This is a genomic window from Citrobacter sp. S-77 (genome assembly GCF_963864895.1).
Taxonomy (GTDB): domain Bacteria; phylum Pseudomonadota; class Gammaproteobacteria; order Enterobacterales; family Enterobacteriaceae; genus Citrobacter; species Citrobacter murliniae.
This window is the reverse complement of record NZ_CAWLWU010000002.1, coordinates 2,037,626-2,055,014: the sequence shown is the minus strand read 5'-3', so window position 1 is coordinate 2,055,014 and position 17,389 is coordinate 2,037,626. Positions and strand designations below refer to the sequence as shown.

The following is a 17,389-nucleotide window of genomic DNA, read 5'->3' as shown; positions in this document are numbered from 1 at the left end:
TTTTCACTGGAGAATTATGCATTCCTCGCTACAATAGACTGCAATTTCCTCAGCATTTTCTCCTTGCTGCCATTTAAGGCGGCTTTTTTGTCTCTTAAATAACAACAATAGATACTCAAAATAATTCGAGTTGCAGGGAAGCGGTGAGTAAGGTCCGGGACATAAACCACTGTGTGACCGGGGCAAACGAACGCAACCAACAAACCTGCAGCCTGGAGTATGAAGAGTAATAAGGTGTAAACGTGCAAAAGTATGTAATAGAAGCGCGTCAGTTATTAGCTCTGGCAATTCCGGTGATTCTTGCGCAAATCGCCCAAACCGCAATGGGGTTCGTCGATACCGTCATGGCTGGAGGTTACAGCGCGACGGACATGGCGGCCGTTGCCATCGGGACCTCCATCTGGCTACCGGCCATTTTGTTTGGTCATGGACTGCTGCTGGCATTAACGCCAGTGATTGCGCAGCTCAATGGCTCTGGTCGCCGCGATCGCATTGCCCATCAGATACGCCAGGGATTCTGGCTTGCGGGCAGCGTATCCATTTTGATTATGGTAGTGCTGTGGAACGCGGGATACATTATCCGTTCCATGCATAACATCGATCCGGCGCTGGCAGATAAAGCTGTCGGTTACCTGCGTGCGCTGTTGTGGGGAGCACCGGGGTATCTGTTCTTCCAGGTTGCCCGTAACCAGTGCGAGGGGCTGGCCAAAACCAAACCGGCGATGGTAATGGGGTTTCTCGGCCTGCTGGTGAACATTCCGGTTAACTATGTTTTCATCTATGGACATTTGGGTATGCCGGAACTCGGGGGCGTTGGCTGCGGCGTAGCGACGGCGGCAGTGTACTGGGTGATGTTTATCGCCATGCTCTCTTATGTCAAACATGCACGATCAATGCGAGATATCCGTAATGTGCGTGGCTTCCAGAAACCAGACACCGCAGTAATGAAACGTCTGGTCCAGTTGGGTTTACCCATTGCGCTGGCGTTATTTTTTGAAGTCACACTGTTTGCCGTAGTCGCACTGTTGGTTTCCCCACTGGGAATTGTTGATGTCGCCGGACACCAAATCGCACTGAACTTTAGCTCGTTAATGTTCGTACTGCCGATGTCGCTGGCTGCCGCCGTTACGATCCGCGTCGGTTATCGTCTGGGCCAGGGCTCTACGCTGGATGCGCAAACCGCCGCCAGAACAGGCTTAGGGGTCGGCGTTTGCATGGCGATGATAACCGCAATCTTCACCGTCACATTGCGTGAGCAAATTGCCCTGCTTTACAACAATAACCCTGAAGTCGTGACGCTGGCCGCCCAGTTGATGTTACTGGCCGCCGTATATCAAATCTCAGACTCTATCCAGGTCATCGGCAGCGGGGTCTTACGTGGTTATAAAGATACACGTTCTATTTTCTTTATTACCCTGACGGCATACTGGCTGCTGGGTTTACCGAGTGGATATATTCTTGCGCTGACCGATCTGGTTGTCGATCGCATGGGGCCTGCAGGCTTCTGGATAGGCTTTATTATTGGCCTGACCTCCGCTGCAGTGTTGATGATGCTGCGGATGCGCTATCTGCAACGCCAGCCGTCATCCATTATTTTGCAACGCGCCGCCCGATAGTACGCAAATAGCCACCGCATGGTGGCTATTTTTTTTACCAGTTTCAGAATGGACTGGCATTACGGGCATTGATCAACTTTGCGCTAATGGGATGCACAAAATTCAATTCACTGGCATGTAGCATCAGCCGGGGCGTTCGTTCAGTACCGGGCAACAAGCGACCACCATACAGATCACAACCTAAAATAGGATGCCCCAACTGCTGGCAATGAATGCGCAACTGATGTGTGCGTCCGGTCTCCGGGCTGAGCTGCACCCGCGTCAATGGCAATAACGTCCCTTGCTCCACTTCGTGATAAAAGCGCTCGACAACCCGGTAATGCGAGCGCGCAGGCTTGCCGTTCACAGGGCAAATCGTCATCAGCGGAAACAGTGCTGGATCTTTGGCTATCGCCGCATCGATTACCCCTTCGTCATTATCCAGATGCCCGCAGAGTAAGGCGCTATACATTTTCGTCACCGTTCGCTGGCTGAATTGCTGACAAAGTGCGGCGTTGATAGCTTTATTCCGCGCAATGACCATTAGCCCGGATGTCCCGAAGTCAAGACGGTGGACCAGAGTGCAGCCGGGAAAAATCTGTACCAGCCGGTGATGCACTGAATCGAGATTTTGCGGATTTTTCCCGGAAAGGCTGAGTAACCCGGCGGGTTTGTTGATAAGCACCAGGTGTTCATCCTGATAGAGCGTCTCTATCTCATCATGGCACGGCGGGGCAATAAAGGTATCGAAAATAGTAGACATCAGGCTGCCCGGATGGAGTGTGGGCGCGGATCATAACGAATTTTCAGCCTGCTGGCGAATCCAGGTTAAATTTAATGGTTAGCAAAATATTAATATAGACTTTAGCCGGAGACTAAACGCTATGGCTTACTATTCCACGCTGATGCGCAAAATTCAAAAATACACGCCACCCCCTATAAATAAACAATGACTAAACGAGTTTATTATAAACATAAAATTAGTAACTGGTCGGATATGAGTCCATTGCAATAAATAAGAATATGCGACTCCTTTCCCTTACGATGAAATGGTAAAAATGAAAAAGTTAATGACGGTAATGGTTGTCGCTACAGCATTATCAGGTTGCGCACAACAAACCTTTGAAATAAATCATGGAATTTCTGAGAAACCAACTCAAGAAACCAGACAAACCTTTTTTGTTAACGGTATTGGACAGTCGCAAACCATTAATGCAGCGCGGGTTTGTGGCGGTGCTGATAAAGTTATTCGTACCGAAGTACAGGAATCAGGTATGGATGTTTTCTTACGAATCATCACTATTGGTATCTATACCCCTAAAGAAGCCAGAGTCTATTGCTCCAAATGATCCCTGTCAGCAGGCATTCCTGGAATGCCTGCTGCACTTTTGCAGTTCGGTGCCGCTATAGCTTACTCCTTTTGTTAACCCGCGGTTTAATGCCAGATCTTCTGATAACAGAATTACAATGTTGACAAACTATTTTGTTCGTTACTCTCATTCAGTTCATAGTTGAAACATTATGTAATGATTTAGAATTTGAGCATCGCCATTTTATATTTGATGTTGACATTTAGTTCTGTCATTACTTAAGGACCAACTCAGAAGGAGGCTTTCAATGCAAAAATATTTCCATTATCACTCGCAATATTGGGTATTCCTCGCAATTGCACTGGTCATTTACATACTGGCATTTCGTTAATACATATTGTCAATTGATTGCCTGCATTATATAAAAATGAATGCAGTTCAAATCTGTATACAGTTCCCTGGTAAAAAAACCAGAACAAATATGAATACTCTTTAGCGTATGATCTTCGCTTATAAGCTCACATGAAATGACGAAATCATTCTTTTCAGTGCAACGAGACAGACCCATTAGTTCACTCGAGTTAAAGATTTACCGCAACTATCGTGTGGTTCATGGAATACGCATTGCTGTGGCATTTGTTTTGACTTTTTTACTTATAAGAATGATGAAGTTACCCGATCATTCGTGGCCCCTTATTACACTTATCGTCGTTATGGGGCCTGTCAGCTACATGGGCAACGTAATTCCCAGAGCGTTTGAACGCATGGCGGGTACCGTAACGGGAGCGATTCTGGGGATCATCGCACTACACATTGAAGTCTATTCTCTACCCTTAATGCTGTTGTGGTGCGGCTGCGCTGCTTTCTTTTGTGGTTTTTTGGCTATCAGCAAACGTCCATATGCAGCCTTACTGGTAGGGATAACGCTGGCAGTAGTTAGCAGTGCTCCTGCCGGAGATATACAAACAGCGCTATGGCGTAGTACCAATATCATTTTAGGCTGTATTCTGGCGATGCTGTTTACCAGCATACTTCCCCAAAGGGCATTCATTAACTGGCGTATTCAGCTGGCTGATTTTTTATCTGATTATTTAAAAATCAATACTGCGGGCGTCTCGCGTAACGTGCTTTATCCTCCCAGAATGACCAGTCTGCAAACCCGGGCATTGAATAAAGTCGTCAAAATGCGCAATCTGATCACGCCAGTAAATAATGAAACCCGGATACCGATAAAACTGCTTGAAGAAATTCAGTCAATAACCCGTGATATGGTTGCCGCACAAAAATTTCAGCTCAACGCTCACTGGGCCTCACGCAGAAGTCGCTTTTTGATTCTAAACTCCCATGCTCTTTCCGATATGCAGGAAATGACTCAACACACGCTCAGAGCACTGGCTCATGCCCTGCATAAAGGAAACCCCTCACCAATAGCCTCAAACAGTGAACGTCTGAATGAAATCACTCAAGAATTACATGACCTTTTACTTTCTTGTGAAAGTGATGAAGTCATGGAAAGCGCGATTCACGGATACGTCTGGTTAAGTATACAACTCACTGTTCAGCTTGAGACATTGTCTTCTTTAATCAACAGAGCGCTTACAGAGAAATGACTGAATATATCAATAATGATGAATTTAGTTTCTTCACCGGGAAAATGACCGAGAAATAATATAGCTGTTGGCACACGTCCTATCCCCCCACAAATTAGCGGGTATTCGCAGTGAAAGTTGGTAAATTTGCTGAACGGTTCTATAGTCGAGGCTGCTTCTCAGTTACAGGATTCACTAATGCGATTTAACGGACTGACCAAAGGTTTCTTCATTTTCATTCTTGCCCTCGTCACATGGGCGTTCTTCGACGTGCTGTCCCCCTACTTTTCCGCGATTCTGTGGGCCGCAATATTAACCACAATCTTTAACCCGGTGAAAAATAAACTTCGCAGCGCACTGGGGGATCGCAACGGGCTGGCATCGCTGATTACCATCGGTATTATCTGTCTGATTGTCTTTATCCCTCTGATGGTGATCCTGTCATCGCTGGCGATTGAACTGAATGTGGTTTACACCAAGCTGCAACAGAACAATACGCAGTTCCCGGAAGTGGTTAGCTCGATCCTGTCGTACCTTCCGGATTGGGCCAGAACGTTCCTCGCGGAACACAATCTCGATAATGTCACGCAGATCCAGAAAAAACTCTCTGACATTGCGTTACAGGGCGGGCAGTACCTCGCTGGTAGCGCGTTCCTGATCGGTAAGGGGACCTTCGGCTTTGCCATCAGTTTTGGCATTATGCTGTATTTACTGTTTTTCTTGCTGAAGGATGGGCCGTATCTGGTTCGACAGATTCTGGATTCGTTACCACTCTCAGATTTTGCCAAACAGCATCTGTTCGCCAAATTCGTCGGCGTTACGCGGGCGACGGTAAAAGGCACTGCGGTGGTTGCCGTTGTTCAGGGTACGCTGGGGGGCATTGCTTTTGCGATAGTCGACATTGACGGTAGCATTCTGTGGGGCGCGCTGATGGCGTTTCTTTCACTGGTTCCCGCGGTTGGTTCAGCGATTGTCTGGGTACCAGCAGCCATTTTCCTCTTCGCCACACAGCAAATTTGGCAGGGGCTGTTTATCGTCGGATTTTTCGTGATTATTGTCGGTCTGGTGGACAATATCCTGCGCCCGCTACTGGTGGGTAAAGACACTAAAATGCCTGACTACCTGATTCTGATTTCCACACTCGGCGGGATGGAGATCTACGGAATCAACGGCTTTGTTATCGGCCCTCTGATTGCCGCGCTGTTCCTTGCCAGCTGGAACCTGTTCTCCGGTCGTGACCACGAAGGAAATGCCGAAGGAATCGACGAAGCGTTTATGGAAGAAGGAAAAAATCCTCCAGATTTGTAATGGTGTGACGATAACAAAAGGCGGCCAATGGTCGCCTTTTTATTTTCACGCAAAATCATACGTTTCCTATAATTTCAATCATGCTTATTCATTAATCGTCGCAAAAGGAACTCACAGGTGCGAATCGCCACAATAACTAACTGGGCCTATAGCGCGACGGTATGTCTGACCATTGTCTCCGGCGTCGTCATGCTGATGGCGTCCAACGCAGATAATACCGAACGCCAGGCGGTAGAGCAGCGGTATGTATTCGACAAACTGACCGGGGAGGTGGAAACCGACGCCTGGTCGCTGTCTGATTTGGCCCGTTTGTACGCTGTCACTAAAAACCCTGACACCCTGGACACCTATCGCCAGAAGGAAACGTCGCTAAAAGAGATTGAGCACCGGCTGGCGAACCTGAAAGACGCCGGGGCAACGGGCGAAGAATTGGCGCTATTGCATGAAGGTCTACAAATCGTTGATACATTGCAGGAAGAGCAAGCGATGGCGTTTTCCAGCGTGGCGCGCGGAGAAGATCAGCAAGCCATCGCCCTGCTCTTCAGTAAAGCCTATGAACAAGAACTGGAGCGAGCGCAGGATCGGATAGACCATTTTCGGCAGATACTCGACAATCGTGTTCGCGACACGATTCAGGAAGCTACTCAGGCATCCCGCACCCTGCGCACGCTGTCAGAAGTGATGGTTGGACTGACGGCGCTGTTATTTTTGTTTGTCCTCGGATTTATTCTAAAACGCCGCGTGCTACGCCCCGTCGTGCGCCTCAGTGACGTTGTTCACCGACTGGCTTCACAGGATTACGCCGTTGAAACGCCCAATTTCAACCAGATTGATGAGATCGGAGATATGGCGCAGGCAATCCGAATTTTTCGCGAGAACGGTCTGGTGCGACAGCGACTGGAGAAAGAGCGTGATGCAGACTGGGCGATACGCGAATTATTGGCACGTATGACGCAGCGTTTACAAGGTTGCGAGAATTTTGCGGATGTGATCAACGTAGCGGAGCTTTTTGCACCAAACATTGCGCCCGGGATTGCTGGTCGACTCTACATCCTTGATCGGGATCCCTGGCAGATGCGCTGTGTCGCTGAATGGCTTTCACCTGAGGGCAAAGCGGATGCTTTCCACCCGGATGAATGCTGGGCAGTTCGTCGTGGGCAGAGCCATCCACCGGTACACGGTGAGCCGGATATCGCCTGCTACCATCTGCCGGAATCGTGCCAAAATCACTCGCTGTGTGTGCCGCTGATTGCCCAGGGCGAAGCGATTGGTCTGCTCTCATTCCAGAATCTAAGCGAGGAAAGCGCACCTTCCCGAGCCTATCTGGAACTGATGGCGGAGGCACTCGGCCTGGCCTTAGCCAACCAGCGTCTACGCGACGCATTGCTGGAAAAGGCGCTCTATGATCCCCTGACCGGTCTGCGCAACCGTCATCATCTGGAAGATACCCTGCGAACCCAGATGAGCCAGGCAATACGCAATCAGGAGCCACTCAGTTGCCTGATGATCGATATCGATCACTTCAAAAACATAAATGACCGTTTTGGTCACGAAGCGGGTGACGGCGTCATCAAAAGCGTCGCTGCCATTATTCAGCGCGTTGTACACGACAATGGAATGGCCTTTCGCTACGGCGGCGAAGAGTTCCTGGTCCTGCTGACCAGCATGGGTGAAGAGGCCGCGAACCGACTCGCGACGGATATTTACAACGGCGTACGCGAACTGTCACTGCGTTTTGGCGTGTCGGATATTGGCCATGTTGATGTCTCTATCGGCGTTGCCAGTTACCCGCAACACGCGCAAAGCGACAACCTGCTACGTGCCGCAGACGTGGCGCTCTATCGCGCAAAAGAGTTGGGTCGTTCGCGTATTGTGAGCTTTGGTATGCTGGAAGCAGGCTGAAATATTCTCCATCCTGAAATGAGGGTTTAACATGCTGACAGGACTTAACCATCTCACTCTTGCTGTTAGTGATGTAGCAAGAAGTTTTGATTTTTACGTGAACGAGCTTGGTTTTGTCCCTCAGGCCAGGTGGAGTCGCGGGGCCTATCTTTCGCTGGGAGAGCTATGGTTATGCCTTTCCGCCGATGTCGTTAAACCTCAGTTGGACTATACCCACTACGCATTCAGCATCCAATCCGATAAATTTGCCCCTTTCGTTGAGAAACTGCGGTCATCCGGCATTGTCGAATGGAAGTCGAACAAGAGCGAAGGCCAATCCATTTACTTTCTGGATCCGGATGGACACAAGCTGGAAGTACATATTGGTAGTTTAGAGAGTCGACTCAACGAGTGCAAAGCACATCCTTATGAAAAAATGGAGTTTTTCTGATGCAACTCGTGGGCCAATCCATCTATGCGTTTGTCCGTTTAAATATCTTTTCCCGGAAGGCTTCCAGGTGATATTTTTGCAAAAAGCCATCAACCTCCTGAGCCCATCGTATCCCCTCACCAAGAACGGCGCGGCTATGCGTTGATGTATAAAAATAACGTGTATCGTAGAGATTTATCAGCGTCTGATTTATCGCTGCAATTCGATGCTCAGGATTATTGAGCTGTTGCTTTTCCAGCGCCCGCATAATTCGTTGCTGGTGAACAGGATCTGAGGGGAACTCTCTTTCATTAAGTTCACTCAACACTAAGAAAGACGGCGCAATTTCCTCTTTAACTGCAGCCTGCAAACGGTAATGACCATCAAGGATCACAAACGCTCCCAGCCCGCCGATATACCAGACCAGCACTGGAGGCAATGTTCCCTCGCGAGATTTTTTACGCCACCATTTAACCCTTCCGGCATCCGGGCTTACGGGATAACGCCCAAGTAGCAGATGGTTTCCCCACCACCAGTCGACCAGTCTGACTTTTTCCGGCTGGACAAGATCGGGAAAATCTTCACCGTAAAGCGTCCAGCGACAGCCAAAATTACCGCTACTTTCAGGAGAGTCAAAACGCCAGTTTTTAACAGAAAGAGACTGTTGTAATGAGTATGGCGATGAACGTCGGGTCAACTCCATTGGACTGAGTAACCAACGGCGAGGTGACAGTAGTGGCGCTGGCGCATTCATTAATTGACGAGAAAAATAACGACACCATTCACTCGTCCATGCCCTTTTCCCTTTGCTTTTGATCCGTTCAATATCTTCAGACGTTACGCAAGGTAATAACGCCTGCGGGCCTGAATGTTCCGAATTAAACACCACCCAGACACCAGAATGATCTTCCAGCATTGAAGCCCAGAATAATGTCTCTCCAGAGATCTGCAACGCCATCCGACCGTAGCGGCCACTTAGCATATCCATCACCGGCCCGGCTTTATGACTCTTCTTGAGGGTAAACTCCAGGCCTTGCCAGTTATTATCGCGATCACAAAGATCCTGCCACCAATACTCCGTCATGGTCTTCTTCCCTGATAATTATGCGAATTATTTTAAGGCGTTCACCCTGCCGACGAGTTACCGGCGGCTCACCGGGCTGTCGTGCTTTGTATCGCTATCTTCCCGGATCTCAACAGCGCCATCTCTTGCTTGCAGAGCAGTACTACTGCCTGGCGACCTTTTACACGATGGGATGTGAGCGCTCTTTTCACTGTACGGCGAGACGCGCCAGATTCCAGCATCTGATAACACATCAGAGAGAGCGCATGTTTGTTTTTCATCGAGTTAACCTTGTTTAGTGAATCCGTGCAGTAGCACCACCAGGGCAATATTTTACTACTATCTGCGCTGGCATTACTAACACCACGGTCAAAACCAGCCCCCGACAGGAATCATTTACCATCCCGTCACCACGTTGTCCCCTCGAGAAATAGAACAAAAAACAACCAAAGCAGATATAATTTAAGTGCGACCATGCGCGTATTCAATCTAAGGAGGTGCGCAATGGACAAAGCAGAAGTGAAGTCATTCGGTATTCCAGACGAAATTCGCGAATTTCCACATGGACGACTGGAGCTTCTCAATATAGGAGGAGCGATCGTCGGCCGTGCAGTACTGGAACCAGGCTGGCGTTGGGCTACATCCGTTCAACCCATCGCAGGTACGAAGAGTTGTGAAGCCCCTCACTTTCAGTATCACGTTGCCGGGGTGCTACGGGTGAAGATGGATGATGGTAGTGAATTCGATTGTCTGCCCGGTAACTTGTCACGCATCCCCCCGGGTCACGATGCCTGGGTGGTTGGGGATGAATCTGTAGTCATCGTTGATTTCCAGGGAATGGTGGACTGGGCCAGGCATAAAGACATCGCCTGTAACGACTCGCAATAATGTAAAAGACACGGAGGAATTTTGTATCACCAGCGGGTGTTGAATGATGCAGCCTGTACTCAGCAATAGCCAGGCACGTTGTTTAACCCCCGGATGGTCCTTTCTGAGCCAGTGAAAGCCGCGGTGTTATAGAGTTGATTATTTTCACCGCAGCACGGTTATTACCGCCATCCGCCATACTCGCAAAATACCGCACATGTTGTTGATACGGGTTGCGAATTTTAGCGATTCATTTTTAGCCAGTACGACTCCTGGCATTTACTGCGAAAAGTTTTCTCCCGCGGTCTGATATCCCGACCCGCCGCATCAACAATCCCCCATTTGATACAGCATTCCGGGCATATGTCTGATAGCGGTTGAACCAACTCATTTTCGCAAATACAACTGATAACGACCCCTGAATCATGATGCCAGGTCATATGGGAGATCTCTACTTCCGCCAAATCATCTCGATTCCAGAGCTCCTCAATGCAAATGACATTTTTCCCATTTTTAATTGCATTTACATAGTCGGCCAGGTTGTCCATCGCTTAATTTTCCAATAGATTGATGAGCGAATGTAAGGTAATCGCTGATTAGTTTTTCTCGCAACTCTGAAACCGTAACAAATTTCTGCACGATCCCCAATACCTCTCATCACTCAATCCCTATAGCTCCCGGAAACCAGGTGCATCACCTGGATATCAGTTTCACTGCAGGGAACGGTCAATTCCCGTCCCCTGCTCCGTCTTTTACCCCTCAGGCATAGCCGAAGAATGGTGCGTAGAAATTTTCCACTCTTTACCATCCCAGGCATAGGTGAAAGTGTAACGCGCTGAAACTGTGGACTTATCCGCGAAGGTAAATGTATAAGTTCCGGTGTCTATCGCCTTATTACAGCCAAGACGAATGGTACGAGTGTCGATTTTCCCGGTCGGTTTCTTCGCAAGAAAATGCTCAAAATAATCAATGCGTTCAGCATCCGTTAAACGGGCTTTATTGGATACTGTAGGTAACAATACCGCATCACTAAGATAGTTTTCAGAAACTGTCTTCGCGTCGCCCGTTTTCAGCGACTCGTTCCACTTATCAAACAGGGCTTCGATTTGAGCTTCATTCACCTTCACACAGTCGGGAGCTGGTGCAGCAAAAACGGGAGCTGTCAGAATAGTAAGTGAAACAGCAAGACCTGGTAATTTATTCATACTAATCATTCCATTAGCGGTTATACGACAATGAAAACGTCATTGATAACCAGGTTGAAAATCAAACTGCATGCCATTCCAGTGGAAATCATCAGCAGACACGGAGAGAGATAGATAACGTTCCCATGAAGGGGAAAGGTATTTAATACAATGAAATATTTAGAGATTTCTGGTTAACATCGCTTGTATAGCGTGGTTTAACTACCTTCATTATTATAGTTCAGCAATTGCACGCTTTCTGAGCGCCCGCGCGTTTGAACATATTCAGCAGGTTCATACACTCCACTGGCTTGAATGAACTACAGGCTCCCTTCGGGATCACACTTTTCAGACCTGGTTATTCACTTACAAAAACCAGGTGTTATCATTCACGCCGTAAATACCTATCAACTCAATCCGAGGCTTTGATGCTGGAGAATGTAATCATCCGATAATCAGCTTCCCGACCTTTTCAGGCCGGACTGATTATCAATGCGCCGAAATTGTATGCGGACACCGCTGTGTGTTTGCACGTTTTGCACATCATGATTAAACAGGTTTTCCAGTATGAATTTATCCCGTCAGGAACAACGTACCTTACACGTTCTCGCCAAAGGTGGGCGTATTGCGCACGTCCGTGATTCGTCAGGCCGCGTTACCTCTGTTGAATGCTACAGTCGCGAAGGACTTTTGCTCGCAGACTGTACGCTCGCCGTCTTCAAAAAACTCAAAACAAAAAAACTGATTAAATCCGTCAATGGTCAGCCCTACCGCATTAATACCACCGGGCTGAACAATGTTCGCGCCCAGTCCGATAACCGTTAAGGAGAGGATGATGGATATCGATAGCATTATTTTTACCGCGGGTCACATACAGCTGTCACCGGATGAAGACAAAATCCCCTGGGACGAACCCGCTTTTAGCCAGCGTATGCTGGAAAATCATTTGTCGCAGGAACATGACTGGGCAAGCCGCAGACTGACCGTAATTGAACAACAGATAGCGTGGATTGCCCGCCAGTTACCTGATGGGGCACGCATTCTTGATCTCGGCTGCGGCCCTGGTTTTTATACCCGCCTGTTAGCGGAGCGCGGTTTTAGCTGCACAGGAGTGGACTTTTCACCGGCATCCATCCAATGGGCATGCCAGCAGGCGCAAATCTCCGGTCTGAATATTGAATACATCCAACAGGATATCCGAACATACAGCCCGGATGATCCGTTCGATTTCATCATGATGACCTTTGGGGAACTGAACGTATTCAGCGCATCAGACACTTGCTCCCTCATCAGCAACTGTGGGCGATGGCTGGTACCAGGTGGCAGGATGCTCATTGAGGTTCATACCTACGATGAAGTTAAACGTCAGGGTATGGCGCCTGCGAACTGGCAGCGTTGTCCACAGGGATTGTTCCTTGCTGTTCCTCATCTGTTGTTGACCGAAAACAGTTGGGATGAAGAGGCACAAATCAGTTCAACACGGTTCTGGGCAATAGAGGCGAATGGTCGAGCTACCCGGTTCGGCAGTCAAATGAAGGCCTGGCATGGTGATGAATATACCAGCCTGCTCGCTAACGCGGGCCTTAGCATAAAACAGTGCCCGGACAGTGCAGAGTGGCCGGTCAGCGAGACGTTTGCTGGCAAGCTATTTGCTCTGCTGGCTGAAAAAGCTAACCCCTGTGAACAAAACCCGCTGAATACGCCATCGATAAAAGGAATTAACTAATGGATATCCCACGTATTTTTACCATTAGCGAAAGTGAACACCGCATTCATAACCCGTTCACACCAGAAAAGTATGCCACACTGGGCCACATGTTACGTATGAAGCAGGGTACGAGTATTCTCGATCTCGGCAGCGGTTCGGGTGAGATGCTCTGCACCTGGGCGCGCGATTATGGTATTACAGGCGTCGGCATTGACATGAGTCCCCTCTTCACCGCGCAGGCAAAACGACGTGCAGATGAACTCGGCGTCAGCGAACGAGTCCATTTTATTCATAACGACGCGGCCGGTTACGTTGTTGATACAAAATGTGACATAGCGGCCTGCATCGGTGCCACCTGGATTGCAGGTGGCGTCGTCGGGACGATTAAATTGCTGGCAAAGAGCCTCAGGCCTGGAGGAATTATTCTCATCGGGGAACCGTACTGGCGTCATGTCCCAGCCACGGAGGAGATCGCCGAAGCCTGTGGCGTCTCGTCCGTGGCTGATTTTCTCCCTCTTCCCGAACTGGTATCGTCTTTTGATGAACAAGGTTATGACGTAGTAGAAATGGTGCTGGCGGACCAGGAGGGTTGGGACAGGTATGAAGCCGCTAAGTGGATGACCATGCGCCGGTGGCTGGAAGAAAACCCAGACGATGACTTTGCGAAAGTCGTTCGGGCAGAACTGACGATAGCCCCCATACGCCATGTTAGATGGACGAGAGAGTATTTGGGTTGGGGCGTGTTTGCATTAATGCCACGTTAATTTGAAGGAGGACACTGGTATAGCTGAAAAGCTATACCAGTTGACGCAGGCAAGTGAATCGCCCTGGTTTAGCAGACACCTCAGAGTCATTTAAGATGGCGTTGGTATGCTAACCCACAGTCAACACTAACATCTGCTATTTGCTCACTGCGGACCTTCAGCTCAGGTAACTTGTTCGCTTCGTACCAATAGCAGACTTTTAGTAGTTCTAGAAATCTCTCATGCCGAGGCCTAATTTTGGGCGACCACTACACTTGAACATACAGACATTAGGGTGACAATAAAGTACGCTCATTTTGTACCGGATCATCTCAACGAAAGCATACTTTTACCCCTCTTAACAACATGGATTAAATGATGTTATGGAAAATAAATACAAACATGACCTACACGAAATTCTTTGTTTGAAAACGGTTGGTGAAGCTTTCGAAGCTTATCGCGTCGATGATTACGACAAAATGATCATTGAGTGGGCAGAAAGAGAACTACTCTCCGGCAATAGTTCTGAATCATTGTTAATTTTAGCCTCCCTCAATTTAGATAAACATCCTGATTCAGATGAAATTGAGCGCTACCTTCATGCATATATGCTTGAAAAAAACATAGTTATACCCAGCATCAGCGCGAGTGCAATTACGTGGCTAAGGATCAAAGCCTGGTTTCTAATGAATGCCGGTACTTCCAAAGAAGTAGAGTTACGGCTGCATCAAATCCCAGCGTTTCACTTATCTCCGAGCTCCCGTATCTTTAGCAACATCTGCTGGAAGTTTTACAGCATATACGACGAACTCTATGATGATTGGGGACCTGAATATCCTTCTAAGGCCTCAGCGATGAGCGAAGCAGACATTCTTGAATTTGTAAAATGCCGCGTGAAGCCCTTCTATCGCATTCTCTGCAGTTCCGATTGGGCCTGGGTTCTGGCCCGCGCAGCATAAGCAATCTCATGGCAGCAAAATGTCAGGAGCGGACGTCGATAAAATCTATCGGGCATTACGCGGAGATAATCCAACAATGGCTGGGATGGAAGCTTATTTCACGCCCGCAGTATAAATTATTCGAGCTGACTTAATGAGTCTGCTAAAAAGCAGAAGATTGGCTCGTGAGAAGAGAATCAAGAGAAGCTACTCGTCCCGCCACACTGACTGAAACTCAATGGGAACTTGCTCTTTATCGAAACCTATAAACCAGTAAATATCACCGCCAGGACCTACCATCGGCACTTCTCCCCATCCCTGATGAAACAGTGCCCGGTGCCAGTCTGGCCTAATGAGACCACGCCGCTTGAGCCGCTCCCCATTGCATGTTGCAGCCCGCATGGAAGGGAAATGAATAAAAAAGCTAAATGGCAGTCCCTCATTTTTCGCACGTCGCAGTTGAATGGATAGCCAGCGCTGATTGCGCTGACGAAGCTTTCTTTTCAAAATGTATCCTTGCGCAAGAGGTTACCTACAGTGTCAGAGCATTAGTGTAAAAATGTATCGCCACGTTTACCAGCGCCTCGTGGGAAACAGCAGGAACTATCGGTATGGCGATGATTGCGTATAATGCGCTGCGATAAACTCTGAAAATTGCCGTGGCTAATGATATGACTCTCAATCGCTGTTGTTATTTCCTACTGATCGTCGCGGCGATCGGAAGCTTTTTTACGTCGTCTCCTTTAGTCATGTGGTTCCTGCTCGCCAACATACTGACGCTGGTAATTTACGGTGTGGACAAAATAGCAGCACGTAAGGCCTGGCGCAGAGTGCCAGAATCCACTTTGCTGGTGTTTGGCGTTGTAGGTGGGTGGGCTGGCGCGATTATTGGGCAGCAACTCTTCCGCCATAAAACACAAAAACAGCCATTCAAAACATACTTCATCATCAGCGTGATATTGAGTGTCTCAGCAATGGCGGCGGTTTATCAGTTCTATCCGTTTTCACTTTCCTGAGCGTCAGCTATGTGCGCACTATCCGGTCAATTTCCATCACGGACTTTGTCGTTCTGATCATTCACATCTTATAGTTACAGGATGATGTCCGGGAGGGTGGCTATTTTTAGAATCAGATCTATTATCCACCCTGCCCTTAAATTAATTGGATTATAGATTAAGTGTTATACAGTGAAATTCCGTACCTTGCCCATAATGTGACTTTTTGTTAAAGTCAAAAAATCAACGTCAAATACTTTGCGTATTACATGGACGTTATTTATACAAATAATAAGATGATGGAGCTAAAATGAAGTATGTATTTGCCCTTATGTTAACTGTGGGATTATCCAGTTGTACCGCAAGTGATTGGGTTGATGCTGCAGGTGGCATAATGCAAGCTAAAGACCAACACGAAAAAGACACCAGAAGCAATCGCATAAAAGCCGCTAACAAGGCCGCTGGTTACTAATATTTAAACCAATAAAATAAATAATTACCGGCCTAATGGTCACGGTGTTTAAGAAATAGCTATACTCGTCATACGTCAAGTTGCAGGTCTGTTGGCTTCCTGCAACTTGAATTATTTAATGTATATATCCATGTTTACCTACCATTTTGCGGTGAATAATGCGGTATTTATTGCGATAAATACTGGGCAGCAAAAAAAAGTGGTGCTATAGTGATTTGAAATTTGACATTATATCTACCTGAGGACGACCTCAGGTACGATCCATCAACCGGGACGGCCCATTCTTCTGTAGGAAGATTTTATGGACCGTTCATGTTTCTGCTGTTCAGTAACTCCATTACTTATATTACACGCCTCAGATGCTTTTGGTTCCTGCTCCCTGCCAGAATACCAGCCATATCAGGCCTGCCCGTCGGGATACCATTCAAATGACCCACTGAGGACATCTGAATGAGCCCGGATATCGCTAATCTCTCCCATCACTGGTCACTGGCGATATTTATAATCGGAGCGATCGGCCTTGGTGCATTACTACTTCTGCTAGCCCGTTTTATGGGCGGACGATCCAGCGGACATAGTAAACATGAACCTTTCGAATCCGGGGTATTGCCAGTAGGCAGTGCCCGTTTGAAACTGTCTGTAAAATTTTATTTGGTCGCACTCCTTTTTATTATTTTTTGAAGCTGAAGCGTTGTTCCTGTTTGCTTATGCCATAGCGGTGAGGGAAGCAGGCTGGAGCGGTTTTATTGCGGCAAGCATATTTGTGTTGATCCTCCTCGTCGGGCTCATTTACGAATCACGGATGGGTGTTCTGAATGGCGGTCAGGGGCAGAAAAATAAGGTCAGAAAGAGGTGTAAGCACTAAAAACCACTATATGCAAAATGAGAATGCAGGGCCGGTAACACGGTACCGGATATTTAGCGCCGGGACGACCGGTCGTGTTCAGTTAAATAAAGGGACGCCCCTTCACAGAACTATAAGGTGTTATTATGCGTAGACTCGTGTGGTTATTAACTTTGGCTGGTTTTCTTTCTGGATTTGTCATCAGCCAACTGCTTGCACAGATATCCGTCTTCCCCACCAGTGTGATGCCGTGGGTAAACGTAACGCTTTCCCTGGGAATGGGTTGTCTGGGATATCTCGCGGGCCATTTCTTCAGGTGGATCGTTTTAAAAACCGATATGAATTAACACATCCTGAAGGTATGTGCATCACGGAGCGGGAACGCAACTCACTTCGTGTATTGATAAATAGCGATGCCGGGCATTCCGGACTCTATGCAGGACGACCTGCCGCTTATTAATC

At 47.9% G+C, this 17,389-nt stretch carries 18 protein-coding genes and 1 pseudogene; 14 read left to right on the top strand and 5 right to left on the bottom strand.

What is annotated here, in order from left to right:
- Positions 1 to 242 precede the first annotated feature (242 nt).
- Positions 243 to 1,616, top strand: a complete 1,374-nt coding sequence (gene mdtK, locus AACS05_RS10420; protein ID WP_045442423.1) for an MdtK family multidrug efflux MATE transporter — start codon at positions 243 to 245, stop codon at positions 1,614 to 1,616.
- 43 nt (positions 1,617 to 1,659) lie between these two features.
- Here mdtK and AACS05_RS10415 read toward each other — a convergent pair whose 3' ends face one another.
- On the bottom strand, positions 1,660 to 2,358 hold the full coding sequence (locus tag AACS05_RS10415) for an RluA family pseudouridine synthase (RefSeq protein WP_045442422.1): 699 nt from the start codon (positions 2,356 to 2,358) through the stop codon (positions 1,660 to 1,662).
- A gap of 295 nt (positions 2,359 to 2,653) precedes the next feature.
- Between AACS05_RS10415 and AACS05_RS10410 the strand changes: the two genes are divergently transcribed.
- From AACS05_RS10410 to fos, 5 genes are all read left to right on the top strand, one after another.
- Positions 2,654 to 2,944, top strand: a complete 291-nt coding sequence (locus AACS05_RS10410; protein ID WP_045449588.1) for a Bor family protein — start codon at positions 2,654 to 2,656, stop codon at positions 2,942 to 2,944.
- A gap of 488 nt (positions 2,945 to 3,432) precedes the next feature.
- Complete coding sequence (locus AACS05_RS10405) at positions 3,433 to 4,515, top strand: FUSC family protein (protein ID WP_081918201.1); 1,083 nt, start codon at positions 3,433 to 3,435, stop codon at positions 4,513 to 4,515.
- A gap of 177 nt (positions 4,516 to 4,692) precedes the next feature.
- Complete coding sequence (locus AACS05_RS10400) at positions 4,693 to 5,802, top strand: AI-2E family transporter (RefSeq protein ID WP_045442417.1); 1,110 nt, start codon at positions 4,693 to 4,695, stop codon at positions 5,800 to 5,802.
- A gap of 117 nt (positions 5,803 to 5,919) precedes the next feature.
- Positions 5,920 to 7,704, top strand: a complete 1,785-nt coding sequence (locus AACS05_RS10395) for a diguanylate cyclase (RefSeq protein ID WP_045442414.1) — start codon at positions 5,920 to 5,922, stop codon at positions 7,702 to 7,704.
- Positions 7,705 to 7,735: 31 nt separating this feature from the next.
- Positions 7,736 to 8,134, top strand: coding sequence for a fosfomycin resistance glutathione transferase (fos, locus tag AACS05_RS10390; RefSeq protein WP_045442412.1), 399 nt, complete (start codon positions 7,736 to 7,738; stop codon positions 8,132 to 8,134).
- 22 nt (positions 8,135 to 8,156) lie between these two features.
- Here the strand turns inward: fos and AACS05_RS10385 are convergent, their stop codons facing one another.
- Positions 8,157 to 9,197, bottom strand: coding sequence for a hypothetical protein (locus AACS05_RS10385; RefSeq protein ID WP_045442410.1), 1,041 nt, complete (start codon positions 9,195 to 9,197; stop codon positions 8,157 to 8,159).
- A 68-nt stretch (positions 9,198 to 9,265) separates the two neighbouring features.
- Positions 9,266 to 9,457, bottom strand: coding sequence for a hypothetical protein (locus AACS05_RS10380; RefSeq protein WP_045442408.1), 192 nt, complete (start codon positions 9,455 to 9,457; stop codon positions 9,266 to 9,268).
- 223 nt (positions 9,458 to 9,680) lie between these two features.
- On the opposite strand from AACS05_RS10380, the gene AACS05_RS10375 reads away from it, so the two are divergent.
- Entirely contained in the window at positions 9,681 to 10,064 is a 384-nt protein-coding gene (locus AACS05_RS10375; RefSeq protein ID WP_045442398.1) for a cupin domain-containing protein, read from the top strand.
- A 731-nt stretch (positions 10,065 to 10,795) separates the two neighbouring features.
- On the opposite strand, the gene AACS05_RS10370 is transcribed toward AACS05_RS10375, so the two are convergent.
- Positions 10,796 to 11,248, bottom strand: a complete 453-nt coding sequence (locus tag AACS05_RS10370) for an SgcJ/EcaC family oxidoreductase (protein ID WP_045442394.1) — start codon at positions 11,246 to 11,248, stop codon at positions 10,796 to 10,798.
- Positions 11,249 to 11,794: 546 nt separating this feature from the next.
- Here AACS05_RS10370 and AACS05_RS10365 point away from each other — a divergent pair.
- From AACS05_RS10365 to AACS05_RS10355, 3 genes and pseudogenes are all read left to right on the top strand, one after another.
- Entirely contained in the window at positions 11,795 to 12,052 is a 258-nt protein-coding gene (locus AACS05_RS10365; RefSeq protein WP_045442392.1) for a YjhX family toxin, read from the top strand.
- A 7-nt stretch (positions 12,053 to 12,059) separates the two neighbouring features.
- Positions 12,060 to 13,699 (top strand): annotated as a pseudogene (locus AACS05_RS10360) (methyltransferase domain-containing protein).
- Between the two features lie 362 nt (positions 13,700 to 14,061).
- Positions 14,062 to 14,637, top strand: coding sequence for a hypothetical protein (locus AACS05_RS10355; RefSeq protein ID WP_045442383.1), 576 nt, complete (start codon positions 14,062 to 14,064; stop codon positions 14,635 to 14,637).
- Positions 14,638 to 14,823: 186 nt separating this feature from the next.
- Here AACS05_RS10355 and AACS05_RS10350 read toward each other — a convergent pair whose 3' ends face one another.
- Positions 14,824 to 15,123 carry a hypothetical protein gene (locus AACS05_RS10350; protein WP_045442380.1) on the bottom strand — a complete coding sequence of 100 codons (300 nt, stop codon included), beginning with the start codon at positions 15,121 to 15,123 and terminating at the stop codon, positions 14,824 to 14,826.
- A gap of 164 nt (positions 15,124 to 15,287) precedes the next feature.
- On the opposite strand from AACS05_RS10350, the gene AACS05_RS10345 reads away from it, so the two are divergent.
- The 4 genes from AACS05_RS10345 to AACS05_RS10335 all read left to right on the top strand — a co-directional run bounded on the left by AACS05_RS10345 (position 15,288) and on the right by AACS05_RS10335 (position 17,274).
- Positions 15,288 to 15,632 (top strand): DUF1294 domain-containing protein, encoded by a 345-nt coding sequence (locus tag AACS05_RS10345; protein ID WP_045449584.1) that lies wholly within the window; start codon positions 15,288 to 15,290, stop codon positions 15,630 to 15,632.
- Between the two features lie 901 nt (positions 15,633 to 16,533).
- Positions 16,534 to 16,764: an NADH-quinone oxidoreductase subunit A gene (ndhC, locus tag AACS05_RS24960; RefSeq protein WP_255351255.1), complete on the top strand. Its 231-nt coding sequence runs from the start codon at positions 16,534 to 16,536 to the stop codon at positions 16,762 to 16,764.
- A 37-nt stretch (positions 16,765 to 16,801) separates the two neighbouring features.
- Positions 16,802 to 16,948: an NADH-quinone oxidoreductase subunit A gene (gene ndhC / locus AACS05_RS24955; RefSeq protein WP_255351282.1), complete on the top strand. Its 147-nt coding sequence runs from the start codon at positions 16,802 to 16,804 to the stop codon at positions 16,946 to 16,948.
- A gap of 125 nt (positions 16,949 to 17,073) precedes the next feature.
- On the top strand, positions 17,074 to 17,274 hold the full coding sequence (locus AACS05_RS10335; RefSeq protein ID WP_045442378.1) for a hypothetical protein: 201 nt from the start codon (positions 17,074 to 17,076) through the stop codon (positions 17,272 to 17,274).
- The last annotated feature ends 115 nt before the right edge of the window (positions 17,275 to 17,389 follow it).